This is a genomic window from Streptococcus sp. 27098_8_99 (assembly GCF_041431935.1).
GTDB lineage: Bacteria > Bacillota > Bacilli > Lactobacillales > Streptococcaceae > Streptococcus > Streptococcus parasanguinis_D.
In genome coordinates, this window is the sequence record NZ_JAPVYQ010000007.1 from 77,344 (window position 1) to 96,409 (window position 19,066).

Here is a 19,066-nt window from a genome sequence, read left to right on the forward strand (position 1 = left end):
TCTCTCCTGATCGATCTAGATCAGGAGTTTTTTTATTAGCAGGTTTAGGTTTTAAGAAAACAAAAAGGGGAGCAAAGCCAGAAATCAACCCTTTAAGACAAAATAAAAAGCCCACTGTAGTAGGCTTTCTGCAAAGTATATCTTAAAATTAAAGCATTTTGTTGTAGAATTCAACGACAAGTGCTTCGTTGATTTCTGGGTTGATTTCATCGCGTTCTGGAAGGCGAGTCAATGAACCTTCAAGTTTGTCAGCATCGAATGATACGAATGCTGGACGTCCAACTGTAGCTTCAACAGCTTCAAGGATAGCTGGAACCTTAGCTGATTTTTCGCGAACTGAGATCACTTGACCTGGAGTTACGCGGTATGAAGGGATATCAACGCGTTTTCCGTCAACAAGGATGTGACCGTGGTTAACGAATTGACGAGCTTGACGACGAGTAGTCGCAAGTCCAAGACGGTAAACAACGTTATCCAAACGACGTTCTAAAAGAAGCATGAAGTTGAAACCGACAGTTCCTTCTTTAACTTTAGTAGCTTGTACGAACAAGTTACGGAATTGTTTTTCACCAAGTCCGTAAGAGAAACGAAGTTTTTGTTTTTCAGCTAATTGCAAACCGTATTCTGACAATTTTGAACGGTTGTTTGGTCCGTGTTGACCTGGTACGTAGTTACGACGTGCCAATTCTTTACCTGTACCTGTAAGTGACAAGCCAAGACGGCGAGATTGTTTCCAAGATGGTCCTGTATAACGTGACATTTAAAATGTCCTCCTATAAAAATAATTTTTGTAGGAAATAACGTTTTAGACAAACCTGATTCGTTCAGAAAGCCTTCGCCCAAACAGCAAAGGTTACTTTTCTAGCTGACTTCCTGTTGACGAGCTTCATTTTGTCCTGCTGTCATTTCGCACAAATTCTATTCTATCACGGAATAGAAACTTTGTAAAGTCCTTCAAAACAATTTCAATGAAATTCAGACAATAATTCTATGATTCGTTTTTTATATTGCAATTGTTGCCAGTCTCTATCCGTTGCTGGATCCCATTTTAAAGGAAGATCTGCAATAATTTCACCGGGATTATGATTTAAGATATAGATCCGGTCACTCAATGTCAAAGCTTCTTCGATACTATGAGTGATCACTAGAGTGGTGAGACCAAGACGTTCCTTACTGTCTAGATACCAGTGATAAAGATCCTGCCTTGTCAATTCATCTAAGGCACTAAAAGCTTCATCTAATAGGAAGACAGAATGACCCAGAAGATAGGTTCTCAATAGCGCCACCCGTTGCCGCATCCCCCCACTCAGGGCATTGGGATAAAGGTTGGCAATACTTCCCAATTTAAATTCATCTAACAATTTTAGAGCTGTAGATGTTGCCTCTTCCTTAGGAATCTTTTTTAATTGAAGGGGAAGAATAATATTTCCCAATACTGTCTTATGTTCTAACAAAAGATCCTTTTGTAGCATATAGCTGACTTTTCCAAAGGAGATCGGGGCATCATCTACTTCTATAGCGCCCTTTTGTAAGGGAAAGATCCCAGCAATTAAATTAAACAAGGTTGATTTCCCTACCCCACTTGGACCTAGAATAGAGACGATTTCTCCTTTTTGCACTTCTAGTGATACATTGTTTAAAACTGCTTTATCTCCAAAAGAGAAACTTACATCTTTTACGGTTAAAATATCAGTCACCTACCAATTCATTTGTAAAACCTTTGTCTTCTAAGTCATTTGAAACCAATCCTTGCTCTTTTGCCCAAGCATAAAAAGCATTCCAACGCTTGGAGTCAAACTGCCCCCATTTATCCTTGTCTGAAGCATATTGACTGGAAAGATATTTTTGAGAAGCTAGTACAAAATCACGCTGGTTAGCTAAGGCAGGGGCCTGTTTGATCAAGATATCCGCAGCTTCTTCTGGATGCTCTATAGCATATTGGTAGCCTTTTTTCACCGCTTGAATGAATTTTTTTGCTTCCTCTTTATGAGACTTCAAATAGTCATTGTTAGCAATAATAACAGGCGAATAGTAGTCAAATGCAGGAACAAAATCTTTCATATAGAAGAAATTGGTCTTCATTCCCTTTTGCTCAGCCAAAATTCCATCCCAACCGTGATAAATCCAAGCAGCATCAAAGACCTTATTTTCAATCGGAGTAATGGAATTTGAATCACTATTTGGAACCAATTTTACTTGATTAAAATCAGCTCCTTCTTTTTTCATCATCGATTTGATCATTTCCAACTCAATCGGATCATTCCAGGTACCATACTTCTTACCCACCAAATCTTTTGGACTTGTGATCGCTGCATCTTTTCTTGAAATAATCCCTGACGTATTGTGTTCGACGATAGCTGCAACAGCGGTAATACCCGCACCTTTATCTAATTTCTTAGCCATAGAATCTTGGAAATAAATACCAAATGGAGCTTTCCCATTGATAATCAAATCAGAACTACTGTCTTCCGGAGGAAGTTTTATATCTACATCCAGTCCTGCTTCTTTAAAGTACCCTTTTTCCTTTGCTACATAGAGACCCGTGTGATTAGTATTCGGGGTCCAATCTAGAATAAAATCAATCTTTTTCAAACCACTTGACGATTGCTTGACAGAATTTTGACAAGCACTCAAGAAAACAAATCCCAATATTATTGAGAAAAATAAACCTATTGACTTTTTCATTAGCTATACCTCTTTTACATTTTTGTCAATTTAATTTTTACACCATTTACAAGTTTGTCAATCCTTTTTCCATTTTAGAATGGTTCGTTCTAATTGGTCAACGAGAAACATACCGAGTAAACTAATAGCAGAAATCAATACAATGATCGCAAACATCGTATCATACTGAAATAACTTCTTCGATTGGATCATATAGACCCCCAATCCATCAAAACCTCCTAACCATTCTGAAACGACCGTACTGATAAAAGCATAGGAAACACTCACACGTAAACCTGCGAAAAAATAAGGAAGCGCTGCAGGAATTTTATAATGGACTAAAGTCTGAAAGCGATTGGCTTGCATAATCTGAAACAATCTCAGAATGTCTTGATCGCAATGCCGAAAACCATCTAACAGACTGACTACGATGGGAAATACCACCGTAATAATGATCAAAACCAGTTTTGGAAGCATACCATAACCAAACCAAAGAACCAGGATAGGGGCCAAGGCAATCGTCGGAATGGTTTGAATAACAACCATAAAAGGATAGACCAGATCATTCACCCATTGAAAACTATCCATGAGAATCGCAAAGCCAGCAGCAAGAAGAACGCCTATAACAAGTCCGATCAAGGCCACTTGAAGGGTAGACAAACTGTGATGAATCAGGAGAGATCGATCTCGTACAAAGGCATTCCCAATTTCAAGTGGCGTTGGTAATACAAATTTGGGGAGGATATTTAAAAATCCTGCTAACTGCCATAAGACAAGAAGACTGCTAAAACCTGCAAATCCTATCAATTGTTTTGAATATCTTTTTACAAGAGACATCGGAACCTCCTTTCTCACAAATAAAAAACGCCTCCAAAATAGGAGACGGATTGCACAAGGTCACTCATAACGAAAAATACATTTCATTTGTTTCCTACGCTGGCATTACCCAGATCAGGTGCGGTCGAAGCTTACACTTCCTCTCAGACTGTACACAGACTCCCATATGTATTTATTATAATAACTGATTTAGACGATAAAATCAAGAAATTAATCCAAATAACGAATTAAATTCTTCTCTGTTAAAATATCTGAATAGGTGTAAGACTCCACGTATGTATTAGCTGGTTCACCTGGCAAGCTATTGTCGTTCGTATACTCGATAATAAATAAAGAAGGATAGACCTCAATCAAGCGTCCAAATTTATTTTTTTGACGTTTCCGTCCATTTTCAAGCGTCATTTCAACCACTTGTCCTTCATGGGCCTTGATTTCTTCTTTAATTTTTTTCATTTTTGCAACATCTGTAAATGCATCACTCATCTTATTGATCCTCTCTCTTTGAAATACTTGAGAATTTATTGTATTCCTTTTGGAATATTAATTCGACTGTCCCACGCGCACCTGAACGGTTTTTCTCGATAATCACTTCAACCGTATTATTAGGCATTCCATCTTCTTCCTCTTCACCAGCTCGATCATAATAATCATCACGGTACAAGAAAGCAACAATATCCGCATCCTGTTCAATCGATCCAGATTCACGAATATCAGAAAGAACAGGACGTTTGTCTTGGCGCTGTTCCACACCACGTGATAGCTGACTCAAAGCAATAACGGGAACTTTTAGTTCCTTAGCCAAAATCTTTAACTGACGAGAAATTTCTGAAACTTCCTGTTGACGGTTTTCTCTTCCAGTCCCTGTAATCAGCTGCAGGTAGTCAATCAGAATAAGACCGAGATTCCCTGTTTCCTGCGCTAATTTTCTTGCTCTCGAACGAATCTCAGTGATCCGAATTCCCGGAGTATCATCGATGTAAATACTCGCATTGGCCAAATTTCCTTGAGCAATGGCATATTTCCGCCACTCTTCATCCGTCAATTGACCTGTACGAATCGAATGGGATTCAATCAAACCTTCAGCTGCTAACATCCGGTCAACCAAACTTTCAGCACCCATTTCTAATGAGAAAATAGCCACTGTCTTATCCAACTTTGTCCCGATATTTTGAGCAATATTTAGAGCAAAGGCTGTTTTCCCTACTGCAGGACGAGCCGCTAAAATAATCAACTCTTCCTCATGTAGCCCCGTCGTCATATGGTCCAAATCGCGATAGCCTGTCGCAATACCCGTAATATCAGAGGTTTGAAGCGAGCGGGCTTCCAAGCTACCAAAATTTATATTCAAGATGTCTCGAATATTTTTAAATCCACTACGATTTGCGTTTTCACTAACATCAATCAGAGCTTTTTCAGCACCCGCAATGATTTCATCTGAAGGACTTGCACCATCATAAGCTTGATTAATACTTTCCGTTAATCGAGAGATCAATCGACGTAAGACAGCTTTTTCGGCAACAATCTTCGCGTAATACTCTGCGTTAGCTGAAGTTGGTACCGAATTAATGACTTCTACCAAATAGGAGAGACCGCCAATATTTTGGAGATCCCCCTGACTATCTAAAATATTTCGAACAGTCGTCGCATCAATCGCATCCCCGCGGTCAGCTAGATCGATCATGGCTTTAAAAATCAAACGGTGCGAGTACTTAAAGAAATCGCCAGGCTCGATATATTCACGAACAAAGACCAATTTCCCCTCATCAATAAAGATGGCTCCCAACACTGATTGCTCCGCTTGGATATCCTGAGGTTGTGTTCGTAATTCCTCTATCTCAGCCATAAAAAAACCTTTCTATCGATCGTGTTTACCCTTCGTTTACACGAATATTAATCAAACCTGTAACATCTTGATAAATTTTTACAGGGACGTCAATCAATCCTGTTGAACGAATTGGAGAGGAAACTTGGATATGACGTTTATCAATTTTAATGCCAAATTGTTTCTCAAGCTCTTCTGCAATCTTTTTATTGGTAATAGAGCCGAAAGTACGGCCATCTGGCCCAATTTTTTCAGTGAATTGAACAACAGTTGCTTCTTCTTCTAATTTCGCTTTAATCTTTTGCGCTTCTGCTAACAATTCAGCATGCGCTTTTTCTTCTGACTTTTGCTTTCCACGAAGTTCACCGATTGCTTGGGCATTGGCTTCTTTCGCAAGATTTTTCTTGATCAAAAAGTTTTGTGCATAACCAGTAGGCACTTCTTTAATTTCGCCTTTTTTACCTTTACCTTTTACATCCGCTAAGAAAATAACTTTCATTCTACATTCTCCTTTTCAATAGTTACTTCGTTTTCAATAGTCTCAATCAGTTGTTGACGAATACTCATCAAATCTTGACCCTCAATTTGAGAGGCTGCCGAATTGAAATGACCTCCTCCGCCAAGCTGTTCCATGATACGCTGTACATTAACTTTACTTCGACTTCGTGCAGAAATCGAGACAGTTCCACTTTGATTACAAGCAATGACAAAGGTTGCTTCCACCTCAGACATGGCTAGCATACTATCAGCAGCTTTACTAATGGTTACTGAATCATAGGCTTTAGTCGTATTGGCACAAGCTACGATGATATGTGGCAAAATCTTTTCACCAGTCAAGATCAGTTCGTTCACTTCACGATACTCATCAAACTGAATCGCAGAGATCTCCTGGATGGCTACACTATCACTACCTCTTGAGCGAAGGTAACTCGCCACATCAAAGGTCCTACTTGTAACACGTGCGGAGAAGTTCTTAGTATCCAGCATGATCCCAGCCATCAAGACACTAGCTTGAATCTTCGTCAACCGATTTTTCTTCGACTTCTGGAACTGAATCAGCTCACTAACCAATTCGCTCGCGCTACTTGCTCCACTTTCAATATAGGTGATCAGAACATTTTCAGGGAAATCATCATCCCGACGGTGATGGTCAATGACAATAATCTGTTGAAATTCCTGATAAAACTCTTTTGAAAGAGTCAAGGCTGTCTTAGAATGGTCAACCATAATTAACAAAGAGCGATCCGTCACCATTTGCATGGCTTCCTCTAGGGGAAGGATTTTCGTCACCTGCTCTTCTTCTAGTTTCGCAATTGCTCTTGAAATATCACTAGCCATTGCATGTGGGTCATAGACCACATAAGAGGAAGCCAAAATATTGCTAGAGAAAAACTGCATTCCCACAGACGCTCCTAAAGCGTCCATATCCAAGTTTCTATGCCCAACAATGAAAACTTGATCAACGGATTTAATCTTATCCGAAATAGCTGTCATCATAGCGCGTGTGCGAGTCCGAGTCCGCTTCACAGCCGAAGCTGTTCCACCACCAAAGAAAATAGGGTTTTTCTGTTCATCATTTTCTTTGACAACCGCTTGATCCCCACCACGAACTTCCGCAAGGTTTAGGTTCAAGAGAGCCACTTTACCAATCTCATCATGCTCCCCGTCACCATACGAGAATCCCATACTTAAGGTAATAGGTAGCTCACGATTTTTAGCTTCTTCACGGAATTGATCGATGACAGAAAATTTTGATTCCATCAACTGTTCTAAGACCGTGTAGTCTGTAAACAAATAGAAACGATCCATCCCCACACGTCTGTAAAACATATGGTAACGAGCTGTAAACTCTTCTACAAAGTTGGCAATAAAACTATTGATATTGCTAATATCAGAGTCTGAAATGACATCTTCTAGATCATCATAGTTATCAACAGAAATAATACCGATAACGGGACGAGTTGTCACCAATCCTACAGTTGCTTCATACTCACTTGAAACATCAAAAAAGTAAACAACACTAGACGTCTGATCAAAGTAAACAGAATATTTCTTATCGGCTACAGTGACATAATGACCTTTATCCTCAAACAGAGTATTGAGTAACTTTTTCAATGATTCAACATCAAAGTCCCCATCATCTGTTGAAAAAATCAATTCAGCATAAGGGTTGAACCACTCTACTTCATTTGTCTCTTCATTAATTTTGATAACTCCAACAGGCATTTTATCAAGGAGGGATGCTAATCCGCTTTCTGCCTGATGGTTAACGTATTGTATTTGTTCTAATTCATCTAACTCTGAAATTTGTAACTGGTATTCAAATAAAGCAATCAATCCAGCTAAGACTAAAAAAATTGCAATGAGAGTTACATAGCCTTTGCCAAAGATTCTTAAAAAAATTGCTAAAATTGCAAATGAAATAAAACCAATTAACACATAATGGATGAACGATAAACGAAATTTTTTCATCATAAACCTCTTCTCGGAATTATACCATAAATAGAGGTAAAAAGCGAGGTTTCTCTCTATATTACAGAGAAGAAAGACCACTAAAAGGCTCTTCCTCCGCTTCACTACTTTGTAAACAAGGTTTACAACTGTGTAAATAGTAACAACAGATTTCAATCCATAAAATTGAGGCTGAAACATCATCTCAGCCCCATTTTATTAGTGGTTTGCTTTGTTTTTGGAGATACTCCGAGATTTACCTTCTAAGTAAACCATTAAAATAGAGATATCCGCTGGATTGACACCTGAGATACGACTTGCTTGACCAATCGTTTCTGGATTAATTAATTTAAATTTTTGACGCGCTTCGGTTGCAATAGAGTCAATATCATCCCAGTCAATATTCGCAGGAATTCGTTTTTCTTCCATACGCTTCATTTTTTCGACTTGGTCCATTGCTTTTGAGATATATCCTTCGTATTTAATTTCAGTTTCAATCAATTCAATGATTTTATCATCCAGTTCTTCAGCTGCAGGACCGATAAATTCTACCACATCTTGGTAAGAGACTTCTGGTCTTCGCAAGAATTCTTTAGCAGTGACAGCATCTGTCAATGGTTTAAAGCCCATTGCAGCAACCTTCTCATTGGTTTCCTTTACAGGCTTTAACTTAATGCTATCCAAACGCTTCATCTCGTTTTCAAACTGATACTTCTTGGTTTCGAAACGTTGCCAACGTTCATCATCTACCAATCCAATTGCTCGTCCCATTTCTGTCAAGCGCATATCGGCATTATCATGACGCAAAATCAGACGGTATTCTGCACGGCTTGTTAACAAACGATACGGTTCGATCGTTCCCTTTGTTACCAAGTCATCGATCATGACCCCAATATAACCATCACTGCGTTTCAAAATGAGTTCTGGTTTTCCTTGGATTTTTAGAGCCGCATTGATCCCTGCAATAATCCCTTGACCAGCAGCCTCCTCATAGCCAGACGTTCCATTGGTTTGGCCAGCTGTAAAGAGACCTGAAATTTTCTTAGTTTCCAAAGTTGCGCGCAATTGATGAGGCAAAACCATATCATACTCAATCGCATAACCCGTTCGCATCATTTCTGCCTTCTCAAGTCCCTTAATAGAATGGACGAGATCCCGCTGAACATCCTCCGGTAAACTCGTTGACAGCCCTTGAACATAGACTTCTTCTGTGTTTCGTCCCTCAGGTTCTAAGAATAGTTGATGACGCTCTTTGTCAGCAAAACGGACAATTTTATCCTCAATGGACGGACAATAGCGAGGACCTACTCCCTTTACAACCCCTGTAAACATAGGTGCCCGGTGTAAATTATTTTGGATAATCTCATGGCTATGCCCATTCGTATAAGTTAACCAACAAGGAACCTGATCCTTTACATAATCTTCATCACGCGATGTATAAGAAAAATGATTAGGAGCTTCATCTCCGGGTTGAATTTCCGTTTCGTCATAATTAATTGACGACGCCTTTACACGAGGTGGCGTCCCTGTTTTGAAACGTCCAATTTCTAATCCTAGCTGTTTGAGATTATCGGCCAAATTGATAGAAGCTAGACTATGATTAGGTCCTGACGAATACTTGAGATCTCCAATGATAATTTCTCCGCGTAAAGCTGTCCCAGTAGTGACAATAACAGCCTTTGCTCCATATTCTTGGTGAGTTGCAGTCCTTACACCAACAACCTTACCATTCTCCACCAAAATCTCATCAATCATAGTTTGGCGAAGAGTTAAATTTTCTTGATTTTCAACCGTTTTCCGCATTTCTTTTGAGTAAAGTTCTTTGTCTGCTTGAGCCCGAAGTGCACGAACCGCAGGACCTTTACCAGTATTGAGCATTTTCATTTGGATGTAGGTCTTGTCGATGTTCTTCGCCATTTCTCCACCGAGGGCATCGACTTCACGCACGACAATCCCCTTAGCAGAACCACCAATAGAGGGATTACAAGGCATAAAAGCCAGCATTTCAATGTTAATAGTCGCAAGTAAGACCTTACAACCCATACGGCTAGCAGCTAGAGAGGCTTCTACTCCCGCATGCCCCGCACCGATTACAATGATATCGTATTCTTCAATAAAATTATAAGTCATTTTTTCTCCTATTTCTCAAGATGGATGTGTCGTAATTTTCCGTCCCATTCTGGTAGGGCTGATTTTAAAAAGGCTGGTTTCAGGTCAACAGTGTGTAAATCATCTAAAGCAATCCAACGGCAAGGTAATTGCTTGGTATCTTCCTGCATGAGCAAAGGTGCATCTTCTAGCAAGTCCACCAAATAATGAAATTCAATGTTATGGTAGTGGATTCCAGCTTGTTCAAAGTGATTTTCAACCACGAAAGCTAACGGACCTGCTGTAGATGTGACACCAAGTTCCTCTTTGACTTCCCGAACTACAGCATCCTCTGTAGTTTCATTGACTTGAATAGCACCTCCGATTGTATAACAGCCGTCCTCATCTTCTATGACGAACAAGCGATTATCTTTTACAATCAAAGCAGTCGCCCTCACACCAAAAACAGTAGAACCTATTTTCATTCGAAAATCCTGTTGCCTCATTTTACTTCCTTTCGAAATCACACAAAAATAGTCAAAACTCTGAGAAGTGCAGGACAAAAAAGCCTGCAACATCCATGAGCTTTGACCATCATTTCTATTGCTTTTATTATTGTAGCAAATTGAGAAAATTTGTCAATTTAAATATGCTAAGACTGACGGATTGCTTCAAAAACTCCTTTGTCAATCTCAACTGGATCAGAGAATGCATCTAGAACAATCCCTCTCACTGGAAACTTTCCTATCCTTTCTGCAGTAAATAAACAGTCCGTAAAAGGTATTTGCAGCCAAGAAAAACGATCGTAATAATCTTTAGGAATATCCTGTTCCGTCAAGAAACAAGGATAAAAGTAGTCGTCTCCCTTTCGTAGAATATCCGGTTTTAGACGAACACCTTCTTGTTCATCACTCCCATCCATTAAAGAAGCATTAAAGGGAACCCAAACTTTAGATTGCTTCAATTCCTTGAACAAAGCTTCAATTGACTCCGTCGTTTTTTCCCTCAAATACTGTTTCTTATAATCAGAGATAGTCTTTGTATTCTCTATTTTTTTCTTAAAGAACTGAAACACTTTCGTTCCTCCTAGAAAATTCTAAATATACTGACAAACTTTTCCATCCCGATAAGCATTGTCAATCAAGCCACCGCCTAGACACTCTTCACCGTCGTAAAAAACAACAGCTTGTCCTGGTGTAATGGCTCGTTGAGGTTCTGCGAAAATCACTTCTGCCTTGTCACCTTTAACGTGTACAGTCACCTTGGAGTCAGGCTGACGATAGCGGAACTTAGCTGTACACTCTAATGTAAACTCTTCTGGCATATTTCGTGTAAAGTGAACTTGACTAGCCTGTAAACTTGTTGACATCAATGCTTCATGGTAGAAGCCTTGACCGACATAAAGAATATTTTGACTGAGGTCTTTCCCAACTACAAACCATGGCGCATTGTCTCCACCTTGTTGGCCACCAATTCCAAGCCCACCCCGTTGACCGATTGTGTAATACATCAAACCTGCATGTTCACCCATATCTCGTCCATCGATGGTCATCATTCGACCTGGTTGGGCAGGAAGATAGTTCCCTAGAAATTCTTTGAAATTCTTTTCTCCGATAAAGCAAATCCCAGTTGAGTCTTTCTTTTTAGCTGTTGCTAATCCAGCTTCTTCAGCTAGACGACGAACCTCTGGCTTTTCCAAATGTCCCAATGGGAACATGGTTTTTTGAAGTTGTTCTTGTGACAGCTGGCTTAAGAAATAAGTTTGGTCCTTCCCGTTGTCAACGCCGCGTAACATATGAACAATGCCATCTTCATCACGCGCCACACGCGCATAGTGCCCTGTCGCTACATAATTTGCACCGAGTGTCATAGCATAATCTAAAAAGGCCTTAAATTTGATTTCCTTATTACACATGACATCCGGATTTGGTGTTCGACCAGCTCGGTATTCGGCAAGGAAATATTCAAAGACACGATACCAGTATTCTTTCTCAAAGTTGACAGAATAGTAAGGAATGCCAATTTGGTCTGCAACCGCTGCTACATCTTTGTAATCTTCTGTAGCTGTACAGACGCCATTTTCGTCTGTGTCGTCCCAGTTTTTCATGAAGATGCCGATGACATCGTAACCTTGTTGCTTTAATAATAAAGCTGTTACAGATGAATCCACTCCACCACTCATACCAACAACAACACGTGTTTTCGAGTTATCACTCATAGATTTCTCCCATCTTTTCGTTTCTCACGATTGAAGGTCGTGGTTTGCTTCAACGATTGAAGGTCGTTTTGAGCAGTTACCATTTTAACACGCTTTATAGTAGAAAACAAGCATCTTACTATTCTTTTTGTTGATCAGGATCGATGGGTTTACAGGTCTGTAAATTAAAAAAGAGTCCTATTCAAGAACTCTTTTCATACGAATTTAATACCAGCCATTTGCCAACCAGAAATTTTTAGCTGCTGACCATGATCCATAACGGTTGACAACATATTGATTGGCCACTTTTTCTTGGTTTGCAGGTGATAAATCACCATTCAAATAAGTGATAGTCAATTGGTAACGACCATAATATTGGCCATTTTGTGCTGTATAACTACCACTTGACTCTTTTTGGGCAATCCATTCCTTAGCAGCTGCATCTTCCGCATTCAAACCATCTGAAGCAGAGACAGTAGTTGTTGCTTGTGTAGTATCAGTTTTACTAGCAGGAGCTTGCTCCGTAGTTTTCTGCGTTGTATTTGCATCTTCAATCTCAAGAACTTGACCAACTGAGATAAGATTCACGTTACTAATCTTATTTTTCTTAGCAATTGCATCAACCGTTGTGTTCTTCTCTTTAGCAATAGCTGATAAAGTATCACCTGATTTTACAGTATAAGAATCTGCATTCGCTACAATTGGAAGGAAAAGTCCTGCAAGTAAACTAAGTCCAATAATTCGTTTCATCATTTGTTTTTTATTCATTATTATGTACTCCTTTATTGGTATACCTCTATACTACACAAGAAATATTTCATATTTATTGAAATAATGTGTCAAATATTTCAGTCAGATGTTAGAAATACTAAAATTCCAGGATAATATAAATGCTTTAAGCCCCCTTTAAGATTTCTCAGATATTTCGGGAAAAATAGAAGAAATCATCAGCCATATCTGATATAATGAAGTAAAGTGATCACAAAGGAGCAGAGCATGAACTCTTTAAAATTCCAATCAGTTTTTGATATTATTGGACCTGTGATGATCGGCCCATCCAGTAGTCACACTGCAGGTGCTGTTCGAATTGGTAAAATTGTTTCTTCTATCTTTGGAGAGGAGCCAAAAGAAGTTGAGTTCCAATTATTTAATTCCTTCGCCAAAACCTATCGTGGTCATGGAACAGATTTAGCCTTAGTAGCGGGCATCTTAGGAATGGACACAGATGATCCTAGAATCCCAGATAGTCTAAAAATTGCACATGAACGAGGCATTAGGATTGTTTGGTCTATTCAAAAAGAAAGCAATGCTCCTCACCCAAACACAACGACTATTACTGTTAAAAATGATCATAAAACGATTTCTGTCACTGGAATCTCAATTGGTGGTGGGAACATACAGGTTACTGAGTTAAATGGCTTTGCTATCTCGCTAAATATGAATACTCCAACCATTATCATTGTTCACCAGGACGTCCCTGGAATGATCGCCCATGTGACAGAAGCTCTTTCTCGCTATGATATTAACATTGCACAAATGAATGTAACACGGGAAAAAGCTGGAGAAAAAGCGATTATGATTATAGAAGTTGACTCAAGGAGTTGTGAAGCAGCTATCGACGATATCCGTAAAATTCCTCATCTTCATAATGTCAACTTTTTCAAATAAGGAGTTCATATGTTTTATTCAATTGTAGACCTCGTAGAACAAGCAAGCGCGCAATACGAAGGAAACGTCGCAGAGTTAATGATTGCGACTGAATTTGAACTAACTGGTCGTGAACGAGAAGAAGTCCTACGATTAATGACCCGTAATTTAGAAGTGATGATTGATTCTGTAAGGTTAGGGTTAAATGAAAACCACTCTCGTAGTGGGTTAACCGGTGGGGATGCCGCAAAATTAGATCGCTATATCAAATCAGGAAAAACGTTATCTGACTTGACCGTCCTAACCGCAGCGAAGAATGCTATTGCTGTCAACGAACACAATGCTAAGATGGGACTGGTCTGCGCAACACCCACTGCAGGATCTGCTGGCTGCCTTCCCGCAGTTCTCACTGCAGCAACTCAAAAATTAGGGTTAAACCGTCAGCAACAACTAGATTTTCTACTGACAGCTGGAGCTTTTGGTTTAGTCATCGCCAATAATGCTTCTATTTCAGGTGCAGAAGGTGGTTGTCAAGCAGAAGTTGGTTCTGCTTCAGCTATGAGTGCGGCTGCATTGACACTTGCTGCTGGAGGAACTCCTTATCAAGCGAGTCAAGCAGTCTGTTTTGTCATCAAAAACATGCTTGGGCTCATTTGTGATCCAGTAGCAGGACTCGTGGAAGTTCCATGTGTCAAACGAAACGCAATGGGAGCCAGCTATGCCTTCATTGCTGCTGATATGGCCTTAGCAGGTATTGAATCAAAAATACCTGTTGATGAAGTTATTGACGCCATGTACCAAGTTGGTTCTAGTCTTCCGACTGCCTTTAGAGAAACAGCTGAAGGAGGATTGGCAGCAACACCAACCGGACGTAGATTACAAAAAGAGATATTTGGAGAATAACATGCAAGCCTTATTTTTTGATTTAGATGGAACATTAGTTGACAGTTCCAAGGGAATTACAGAGAGCTTTCAACATACATTCGATACTTTGAAGGTTCCTCAACCCGATCTCAAAACCATCCGTAGTTTTATGGGACCACCTTTGATTTCTAGTTTTGAAGCTACCCTTCCTGAAACTTTGGTAGATCAAGCCGTAACTATCTATCGCCAGTATTATCATGAAAAAGGTCAATACAAATCAACTCTGTTTCCTCAGATAGTAGAAGCTTTGAAAGCATTACAAGACGAAAACATTCCTCTTTATGTAACTACTTCAAAACATGAACCGGTTGCTTTACAGATGTGTCAAGATTTAGGTATCGCTAAATACTTTAAAGGAATTTATGGATCAAATTCAGATCGTATCAACAAAGCCGATGTCATTCGATACGCCTTGTCAAGCAATGACCTTCCAAAAGAGGAGACAGTGATTATTGGGGACACAAAATTTGACCTCATTGGAGGTCAAGCAGTTGGTATAAAAACCATGGCAGTCACTTGGGGATTTGGAGATCTTGAAGAGCTACTTCTTTACTCACCAGATTTTATTTGTCACTCTCCACTTGATATTCTTGAGACATTAAAAAAATAGGTTTACAAATTGTAAACCTATTTTTTAATAACCCCAAGCTGATAAACCTTGTGAGCTATATGCATTGTATGCAGACTGGATTTGATCATCAACTGTTGCAGTTGAACCCCAACCTGGCATTGTTTGGAACAAACCACTGGCACCAGAAGCATTTGCTGCATTTACTTGACCATTTGATTCACGGGCAATAATTGCTTCCCAAGTAGAAGCAGGTACGCCAGTCATTTCAGCCATACGAGCAGCTGCATAAGATCCTTGTTCTCCAGCAGTATTCCCATTTGGTAGAACAATTCCACCATTTGTTGATTGTGCAGAAGTCACTGCAGCATTTGCTGCATAAGTTGTTTGTTTTTGAGCAGTTTGTGCTGTTGCAGTTGCTGTAGGTGCACTTTCAGCAGGTTTTGCTTGCTCTTGTGGAGCAACTTTATCAATCATAGATTTTGAACGCTCACCTAACTCAATAATTTGTCCTGCATAGATCAAATCTTCATTGGTCAGATTGTTAGATGCAATAATATTTTCTACTGAAGTGTTATTTTCTAGTGCAATTTTTGATAGAGTATCTCCAGACTTCACTTCGTAAGTTTCAGCATTCACTGTAGCAATACCAGAAATGAAAAGTGATGCTGCTGAAAGTAGGGAAGTGACTGTCCATTGGAACTTTTTACTGTTCATGAATTCTATTCTCCTTTCGAACATAATTCTATCATACACACAAAATGTTACAGTTTATTGTAGAATATATTACAAATGTTACAAGAATATGTGAATTTAATGTAAAAAGCGCTTTGTATAGCGCTTTTTCCTTATTTTTGAACCAATACAACTAGCTCTATCCATTTTTTAGATAAAAAACTATCAACATGAGGCACAGAATAACGAGCAATGCTAGGGTATCTTTTACTCTCCACTGCAGAGTCCGATAGCGTGTTCGTCCCTCACCGCCTTTGTACCCTCTCGCTTCCATCGCAATTGCTAATGCATCTGCGCGTTTAAAACTAGAAGCAAATAGAGGAATGAGGATCGGAATAAAGGAACGGATCCTTTTTAATAGATTTCCCTCACCAAAATCAACACCACGTGCCCTTTGCGCATTCATGATTCGATTCGTATCATCTACTAAGGTTGGAACAAAGCGCAAACTCATAGATAGCATTAACCCAATCTCATGAGCCGGAACCTTAATAATTTTTAGTGGTGTAAGGAGCTTTTCAACAGCATCTGCTAAACTCAATGGTGTCGTCGTCACGGTTAAAATCGTCGAATAAAAAATGATTAAAATAAATCTACAAAATATGATGGCGGCTTGCATCAATCCTTGGTCGGTTAATTTAAAAAACCACCATTGATATAAAATAGTTCCTTGAGAGGTCGCAAATAATTGAAAAATAGTTGTAAAGGCAATGATAAAAATCATTGATTTTAAGCCTTTAATATAAAAACTAACCGAAATCCTCGTTAGATACATTAAAACAAAAATAAAAGCAAAGAGAAGAACATTTGTCTGGATATTATTTGCCCAAAACAGAAGAAATATGAATAAAAACATTGAGAGCAACTTCCCACGAGGATCTAGTTGGTGGATAATGGAGTTTCCAGGAATATATCTTCCCAAAATCATATTATTCATGAAGTAACAGCTCCTTTAGTTCCTCAATTTTGATTGGTAGTCTGTCCAGGGAAAGTCCTCTTCGTTTCAATTGAAGAGCAAAATTCGTAATTTGTGGGACTCCTAATTGAAGTTTTTGTAAATACTCAACCTGTTGAAATACTTCCCTGGGGGATCCGTTTAGGACAAGTTTTCCCGCTTCTAAAGCAAATACGGTATCAGCAAAATTTGCTACATCATCCATCGTATGAGTTACCAGGACTAGGGTCATCCCATTTTTATGTAATGTCTCAAACAGTGCCATCAATTCCTTTCTTCCAGCAGGATCTAGCCCTGCTGTCGGCTCGTCCAATACTAAAATCTCTGGTTCGATAGCTAAAATACCCGCGATCGCAACTCGCCTCATTTGTCCACCAGATAGTTCAAATGGACTTTTATCATAGATAGACTCTTCTAAACCAACGATCGCTAATTTTTCTTTGGCTATTTCCTCCGCTTTGTCCTTAGGTACCCCAAAATTCTGTGGTCCAAAGGCTACATCAGCTAGAACGGTTTCCGCAAATAGCTGACTTTCTGGAAATTGAAAAACCAAACCGACTTTTTTTCTCAGGTACTTCATTTCTTTTGGCTCAGAATGATTATCTAAAACAAAATCTTCAAATTGAATCGTTCCTGTAGTCGGACGCAGTAAACCATTTAGTAATTGCAACAAAGTAGACTTGCCACTACCAGTATGCCCGATGATGGCTGTATAAGATCCATTTTTTATTTCCAAACTAATATCAGAAAGCGCCTGCCCTTCAAAAGGACTTCCCTCTTGATAAGTATAATAGACATTCTTTAAAGAGATTCCCATAGTTGGTCTAATAACTCACTTTCTGTTAGATAATCCTGTTTTAGCGGAAAATGTGAGCTGAGAGATTCTTGAACCTGCTTACTAAAAGGCTTATCTAATCCAATCTCATTCAGATCATTTCTTGAAAACAATTCCCGCGGTGTCATAGAAGACTCTAGTTTTCCTTTTTGAAAGACGAGTGTTCGATCACTTAAGGCAATTTCGGTTAAATCATGGGTAATAGAAATAATTGTTAATTGAAACTTTTTCTGAAGTTCTCTCATTACCGCCATTAGATCCTCTCTACCTTCTGGATCTAACATACTAGTTGCTTCATCAAGGATAATAATAGTTGGTCTCAAGGCGATAATACCTGCTATGGCCACCCGTTGCTTTTGACCACCTGACAAACGAGATGGTTCGCGATCTTTAAACTCCAGCATACCGACTTGCTCAATAGCCTTCTCCACACGTTGAAGCATTTCTTCCCGTGGAATTCCTTGATTTTCTAAACCAAAGGCAACATCATCTTCTACTGTCGCACCAACAAATTGGTTGTCAGGATTCTGAAATACAATCCCAATTTTACTACGGATTTCCCATATGGTTTCACGAGTCAGTTGTTTTCCATCAACGTAAATCTCACCAGACTCAGCTTCCAAAAGGCCATCAATCAGGCGTACAACTGTAGATTTCCCACTACCATTGTGTCCAACAATCGAAAGCCACTCTCCTTGTTTCACGTGAAACGAAACCGTGTCAATTTGATACTCTTCTACTGTTTTATCGTATCGAAAGGATACATTTTTTAGCTCAATCATCTGTTTCATTTATTTAAATGTGTCTTTAAAGAGATAGCTACTTCCCTTAAAGTAGTCGTAACCAGAATAAATTGTGAAAATCAATGCAATATAAAGCAACACTTGCCCCGGAAGTGTCCAATGGCAAAGCAAAAAGATAATGGCAAACATTTGGCTAAAGGTTTTAATTTTTCCTGGCATGGCTGCAGCAAGAACTGTACCACCTGTCTCAACAAGTAGAAGACGCAAACCAGTAACAGCTAACTCACGACAAATGATAACGGCTGCAATCCAAGCAGGAACCATTTTTAATTCAATCATCATGATAAAGGCTGACATGACCAATAATTTATCTGCCATTGGATCGGCAAATTTACCAAAATTACTAACTACATTCCATTTTCGTGCAAGAAAGCCATCTAAATAATCTGTAATACTAGCAATTGCAAAAATAACTGCCGCTACAATATGTCCTAAGTAAGAGTGACTTAAACTTAAAATGGCAATAAAAATAGGAATCATCACAACCCGAATTAATGTCAATGCATTAGGAATATTTTCTTTTTTCATACTTCCTCCAAA

Annotated in this window: 21 protein-coding genes; 3 read left to right on the forward strand and 18 right to left on the reverse strand. The window is 39.1% G+C overall.

Annotated elements, in window-relative coordinates; all coding sequences use genetic code 11:
* Positions 1 to 148: 148 nt before the first annotated feature.
* From rpsD to apf, 13 genes are all read right to left on the reverse strand, one after another.
* Complete coding sequence (gene rpsD, locus O3605_RS05645; RefSeq protein ID WP_003002210.1) at positions 149 to 760, reverse strand: 30S ribosomal protein S4; 612 nt, start codon at positions 758 to 760, stop codon at positions 149 to 151.
* A gap of 205 nt (positions 761 to 965) precedes the next feature.
* Positions 966 to 1,697 (reverse strand): ABC transporter ATP-binding protein, encoded by a 732-nt coding sequence (locus O3605_RS05650; RefSeq protein ID WP_070505976.1) that lies wholly within the window; start codon positions 1,695 to 1,697, stop codon positions 966 to 968.
* Positions 1,690 to 2,685, reverse strand: a complete 996-nt coding sequence (locus O3605_RS05655; RefSeq protein ID WP_049495747.1) for an ABC transporter substrate-binding protein — start codon at positions 2,683 to 2,685, stop codon at positions 1,690 to 1,692. The genes O3605_RS05650 and O3605_RS05655 overlap by 8 nt, the downstream gene beginning before the upstream one ends.
* Positions 2,686 to 2,742: 57 nt before the next feature.
* Positions 2,743 to 3,501, reverse strand: coding sequence for an ABC transporter permease (locus O3605_RS05660; RefSeq protein ID WP_049495750.1), 759 nt, complete (start codon positions 3,499 to 3,501; stop codon positions 2,743 to 2,745).
* Positions 3,502 to 3,711: 210 nt separating this feature from the next.
* Positions 3,712 to 3,984 carry a Veg family protein gene (locus O3605_RS05665; protein ID WP_003009183.1) on the reverse strand — a complete coding sequence of 91 codons (273 nt, stop codon included), beginning with the start codon at positions 3,982 to 3,984 and terminating at the stop codon, positions 3,712 to 3,714.
* A gap of 1 nt (position 3,985) precedes the next feature.
* Positions 3,986 to 5,344, reverse strand: a complete 1,359-nt coding sequence (gene dnaB, locus O3605_RS05670) for a replicative DNA helicase (protein ID WP_014714093.1) — start codon at positions 5,342 to 5,344, stop codon at positions 3,986 to 3,988.
* Between the two features lie 25 nt (positions 5,345 to 5,369).
* Positions 5,370 to 5,822 (reverse strand): 50S ribosomal protein L9, encoded by a 453-nt coding sequence (gene rplI / locus O3605_RS05675; protein ID WP_049495754.1) that lies wholly within the window; start codon positions 5,820 to 5,822, stop codon positions 5,370 to 5,372.
* Entirely contained in the window at positions 5,819 to 7,795 is a 1,977-nt protein-coding gene (locus O3605_RS05680) for a GGDEF domain-containing protein (RefSeq protein ID WP_524539368.1), read from the reverse strand. The genes rplI and O3605_RS05680 overlap by 4 nt, the downstream gene beginning before the upstream one ends.
* Positions 7,796 to 7,993: 198 nt before the next feature.
* Positions 7,994 to 9,904, reverse strand: a complete 1,911-nt coding sequence (mnmG, locus tag O3605_RS05685; RefSeq protein WP_061455868.1) for a tRNA uridine-5-carboxymethylaminomethyl(34) synthesis enzyme MnmG — start codon at positions 9,902 to 9,904, stop codon at positions 7,994 to 7,996.
* 8 nt (positions 9,905 to 9,912) lie between these two features.
* Positions 9,913 to 10,368 carry an NUDIX hydrolase gene (locus O3605_RS05690; protein WP_371585485.1) on the reverse strand — a complete coding sequence of 152 codons (456 nt, stop codon included), beginning with the start codon at positions 10,366 to 10,368 and terminating at the stop codon, positions 9,913 to 9,915.
* A gap of 146 nt (positions 10,369 to 10,514) precedes the next feature.
* Complete coding sequence (locus tag O3605_RS05695) at positions 10,515 to 10,937, reverse strand: SseB family protein (protein WP_049471774.1); 423 nt, start codon at positions 10,935 to 10,937, stop codon at positions 10,515 to 10,517.
* A gap of 21 nt (positions 10,938 to 10,958) precedes the next feature.
* Positions 10,959 to 12,080: a tRNA 2-thiouridine(34) synthase MnmA gene (gene mnmA / locus O3605_RS05700; protein ID WP_371585487.1), complete on the reverse strand. Its 1,122-nt coding sequence runs from the start codon at positions 12,078 to 12,080 to the stop codon at positions 10,959 to 10,961.
* 204 nt (positions 12,081 to 12,284) lie between these two features.
* Positions 12,285 to 12,827 carry an aggregation-promoting factor gene (gene apf, locus O3605_RS05705; protein WP_371585489.1) on the reverse strand — a complete coding sequence of 181 codons (543 nt, stop codon included), beginning with the start codon at positions 12,825 to 12,827 and terminating at the stop codon, positions 12,285 to 12,287.
* Between the two features lie 228 nt (positions 12,828 to 13,055).
* Here apf and sdaAB point away from each other — a divergent pair, with 228 nt between their 5' ends.
* From sdaAB to O3605_RS05720, 3 genes are read left to right on the forward strand one after another with little or no spacing between them, the layout of a single operon-like run.
* Complete coding sequence (gene sdaAB / locus O3605_RS05710) at positions 13,056 to 13,727, forward strand: L-serine ammonia-lyase, iron-sulfur-dependent subunit beta (protein ID WP_023919982.1); 672 nt, start codon at positions 13,056 to 13,058, stop codon at positions 13,725 to 13,727.
* A gap of 9 nt (positions 13,728 to 13,736) precedes the next feature.
* Positions 13,737 to 14,609 carry an L-serine ammonia-lyase, iron-sulfur-dependent, subunit alpha gene (gene sdaAA, locus O3605_RS05715; RefSeq protein ID WP_049495772.1) on the forward strand — a complete coding sequence of 291 codons (873 nt, stop codon included), beginning with the start codon at positions 13,737 to 13,739 and terminating at the stop codon, positions 14,607 to 14,609.
* A 1-nt stretch (position 14,610) separates the two neighbouring features.
* Positions 14,611 to 15,240, forward strand: coding sequence for an HAD hydrolase-like protein (locus tag O3605_RS05720; RefSeq protein ID WP_049495773.1), 630 nt, complete (start codon positions 14,611 to 14,613; stop codon positions 15,238 to 15,240).
* A 24-nt stretch (positions 15,241 to 15,264) separates the two neighbouring features.
* Here O3605_RS05720 and O3605_RS05725 read toward each other — a convergent pair whose 3' ends face one another.
* From O3605_RS05725 to pgsA, 5 genes are all read right to left on the reverse strand, one after another.
* On the reverse strand, positions 15,265 to 15,915 hold the full coding sequence (locus tag O3605_RS05725; protein ID WP_049495775.1) for a LysM peptidoglycan-binding domain-containing protein: 651 nt from the start codon (positions 15,913 to 15,915) through the stop codon (positions 15,265 to 15,267).
* Positions 15,916 to 16,072: 157 nt separating this feature from the next.
* Positions 16,073 to 16,870, reverse strand: coding sequence for an energy-coupling factor transporter transmembrane component T family protein (locus O3605_RS05730; protein WP_049495779.1), 798 nt, complete (start codon positions 16,868 to 16,870; stop codon positions 16,073 to 16,075).
* A complete protein-coding gene (locus O3605_RS05735; protein ID WP_049495781.1) occupies positions 16,863 to 17,705 on the reverse strand; it encodes an energy-coupling factor transporter ATPase in 843 nt (280 codons plus the stop codon). The genes O3605_RS05730 and O3605_RS05735 overlap by 8 nt, the downstream gene beginning before the upstream one ends.
* A complete protein-coding gene (locus O3605_RS05740) occupies positions 17,690 to 18,514 on the reverse strand; it encodes an energy-coupling factor ABC transporter ATP-binding protein (RefSeq protein ID WP_003010767.1) in 825 nt (274 codons plus the stop codon). The genes O3605_RS05735 and O3605_RS05740 overlap by 16 nt, the downstream gene beginning before the upstream one ends.
* Positions 18,515 to 19,054, reverse strand: coding sequence for a CDP-diacylglycerol--glycerol-3-phosphate 3-phosphatidyltransferase (gene pgsA / locus O3605_RS05745; protein ID WP_003009208.1), 540 nt, complete (start codon positions 19,052 to 19,054; stop codon positions 18,515 to 18,517). It lies immediately after the preceding gene.
* Between the last annotated feature and the right edge of the window lie 12 nt (positions 19,055 to 19,066).

What these genes read in the sequence shown, in the direction of transcription:
- mnmG (WP_061455868.1), bottom strand. Translation starts at nt 9,904, where the DNA reads ATGACTTATAATTTTATTGAAGAATACGATATCATTGTAATCGGTGCG.
- O3605_RS05655 (WP_049495747.1), bottom strand. Translation starts at nt 2,685, where the DNA reads ATGAAAAAGTCAATAGGTTTATTTTTCTCAATAATATTGGGATTTGTT.
- O3605_RS05735 (WP_049495781.1), bottom strand. Translation starts at nt 17,705, where the DNA reads ATGGGAATCTCTTTAAAGAATGTCTATTATACTTATCAAGAGGGAAGT.
- O3605_RS05725 (WP_049495775.1), bottom strand. Translation starts at nt 15,915, where the DNA reads ATGAACAGTAAAAAGTTCCAATGGACAGTCACTTCCCTACTTTCAGCA.
- rplI (WP_049495754.1), bottom strand. Translation starts at nt 5,822, where the DNA reads ATGAAAGTTATTTTCTTAGCGGATGTAAAAGGTAAAGGTAAAAAAGGC.
- O3605_RS05720 (WP_049495773.1), top strand. Translation starts at nt 14,611, where the DNA reads ATGCAAGCCTTATTTTTTGATTTAGATGGAACATTAGTTGACAGTTCC.
- dnaB (WP_014714093.1), bottom strand. Translation starts at nt 5,344, where the DNA reads ATGGCTGAGATAGAGGAATTACGAACACAACCTCAGGATATCCAAGCG.
- pgsA (WP_003009208.1), bottom strand. Translation starts at nt 19,054, where the DNA reads ATGAAAAAAGAAAATATTCCTAATGCATTGACATTAATTCGGGTTGTG.
- mnmA (WP_371585487.1), bottom strand. Translation starts at nt 12,080, where the DNA reads ATGAGTGATAACTCGAAAACACGTGTTGTTGTTGGTATGAGTGGTGGA.
- O3605_RS05665 (WP_003009183.1), bottom strand. Translation starts at nt 3,984, where the DNA reads ATGAGTGATGCATTTACAGATGTTGCAAAAATGAAAAAAATTAAAGAA.
- O3605_RS05690 (WP_371585485.1), bottom strand. Translation starts at nt 10,368, where the DNA reads ATGAGGCAACAGGATTTTCGAATGAAAATAGGTTCTACTGTTTTTGGT.
- apf (WP_371585489.1), bottom strand. Translation starts at nt 12,827, where the DNA reads ATGAATAAAAAACAAATGATGAAACGAATTATTGGACTTAGTTTACTT.
- sdaAA (WP_049495772.1), top strand. Translation starts at nt 13,737, where the DNA reads ATGTTTTATTCAATTGTAGACCTCGTAGAACAAGCAAGCGCGCAATAC.
- O3605_RS05740 (WP_003010767.1), bottom strand. Translation starts at nt 18,514, where the DNA reads ATGAAACAGATGATTGAGCTAAAAAATGTATCCTTTCGATACGATAAA.
- O3605_RS05680 (WP_524539368.1), bottom strand. Translation starts at nt 7,795, where the DNA reads ATGAAAAAATTTCGTTTATCGTTCATCCATTATGTGTTAATTGGTTTT.
- O3605_RS05730 (WP_049495779.1), bottom strand. Translation starts at nt 16,870, where the DNA reads ATGAATAATATGATTTTGGGAAGATATATTCCTGGAAACTCCATTATC.
- rpsD (WP_003002210.1), bottom strand. Translation starts at nt 760, where the DNA reads ATGTCACGTTATACAGGACCATCTTGGAAACAATCTCGCCGTCTTGGC.
- O3605_RS05660 (WP_049495750.1), bottom strand. Translation starts at nt 3,501, where the DNA reads ATGTCTCTTGTAAAAAGATATTCAAAACAATTGATAGGATTTGCAGGT.
- sdaAB (WP_023919982.1), top strand. Translation starts at nt 13,056, where the DNA reads ATGAACTCTTTAAAATTCCAATCAGTTTTTGATATTATTGGACCTGTG.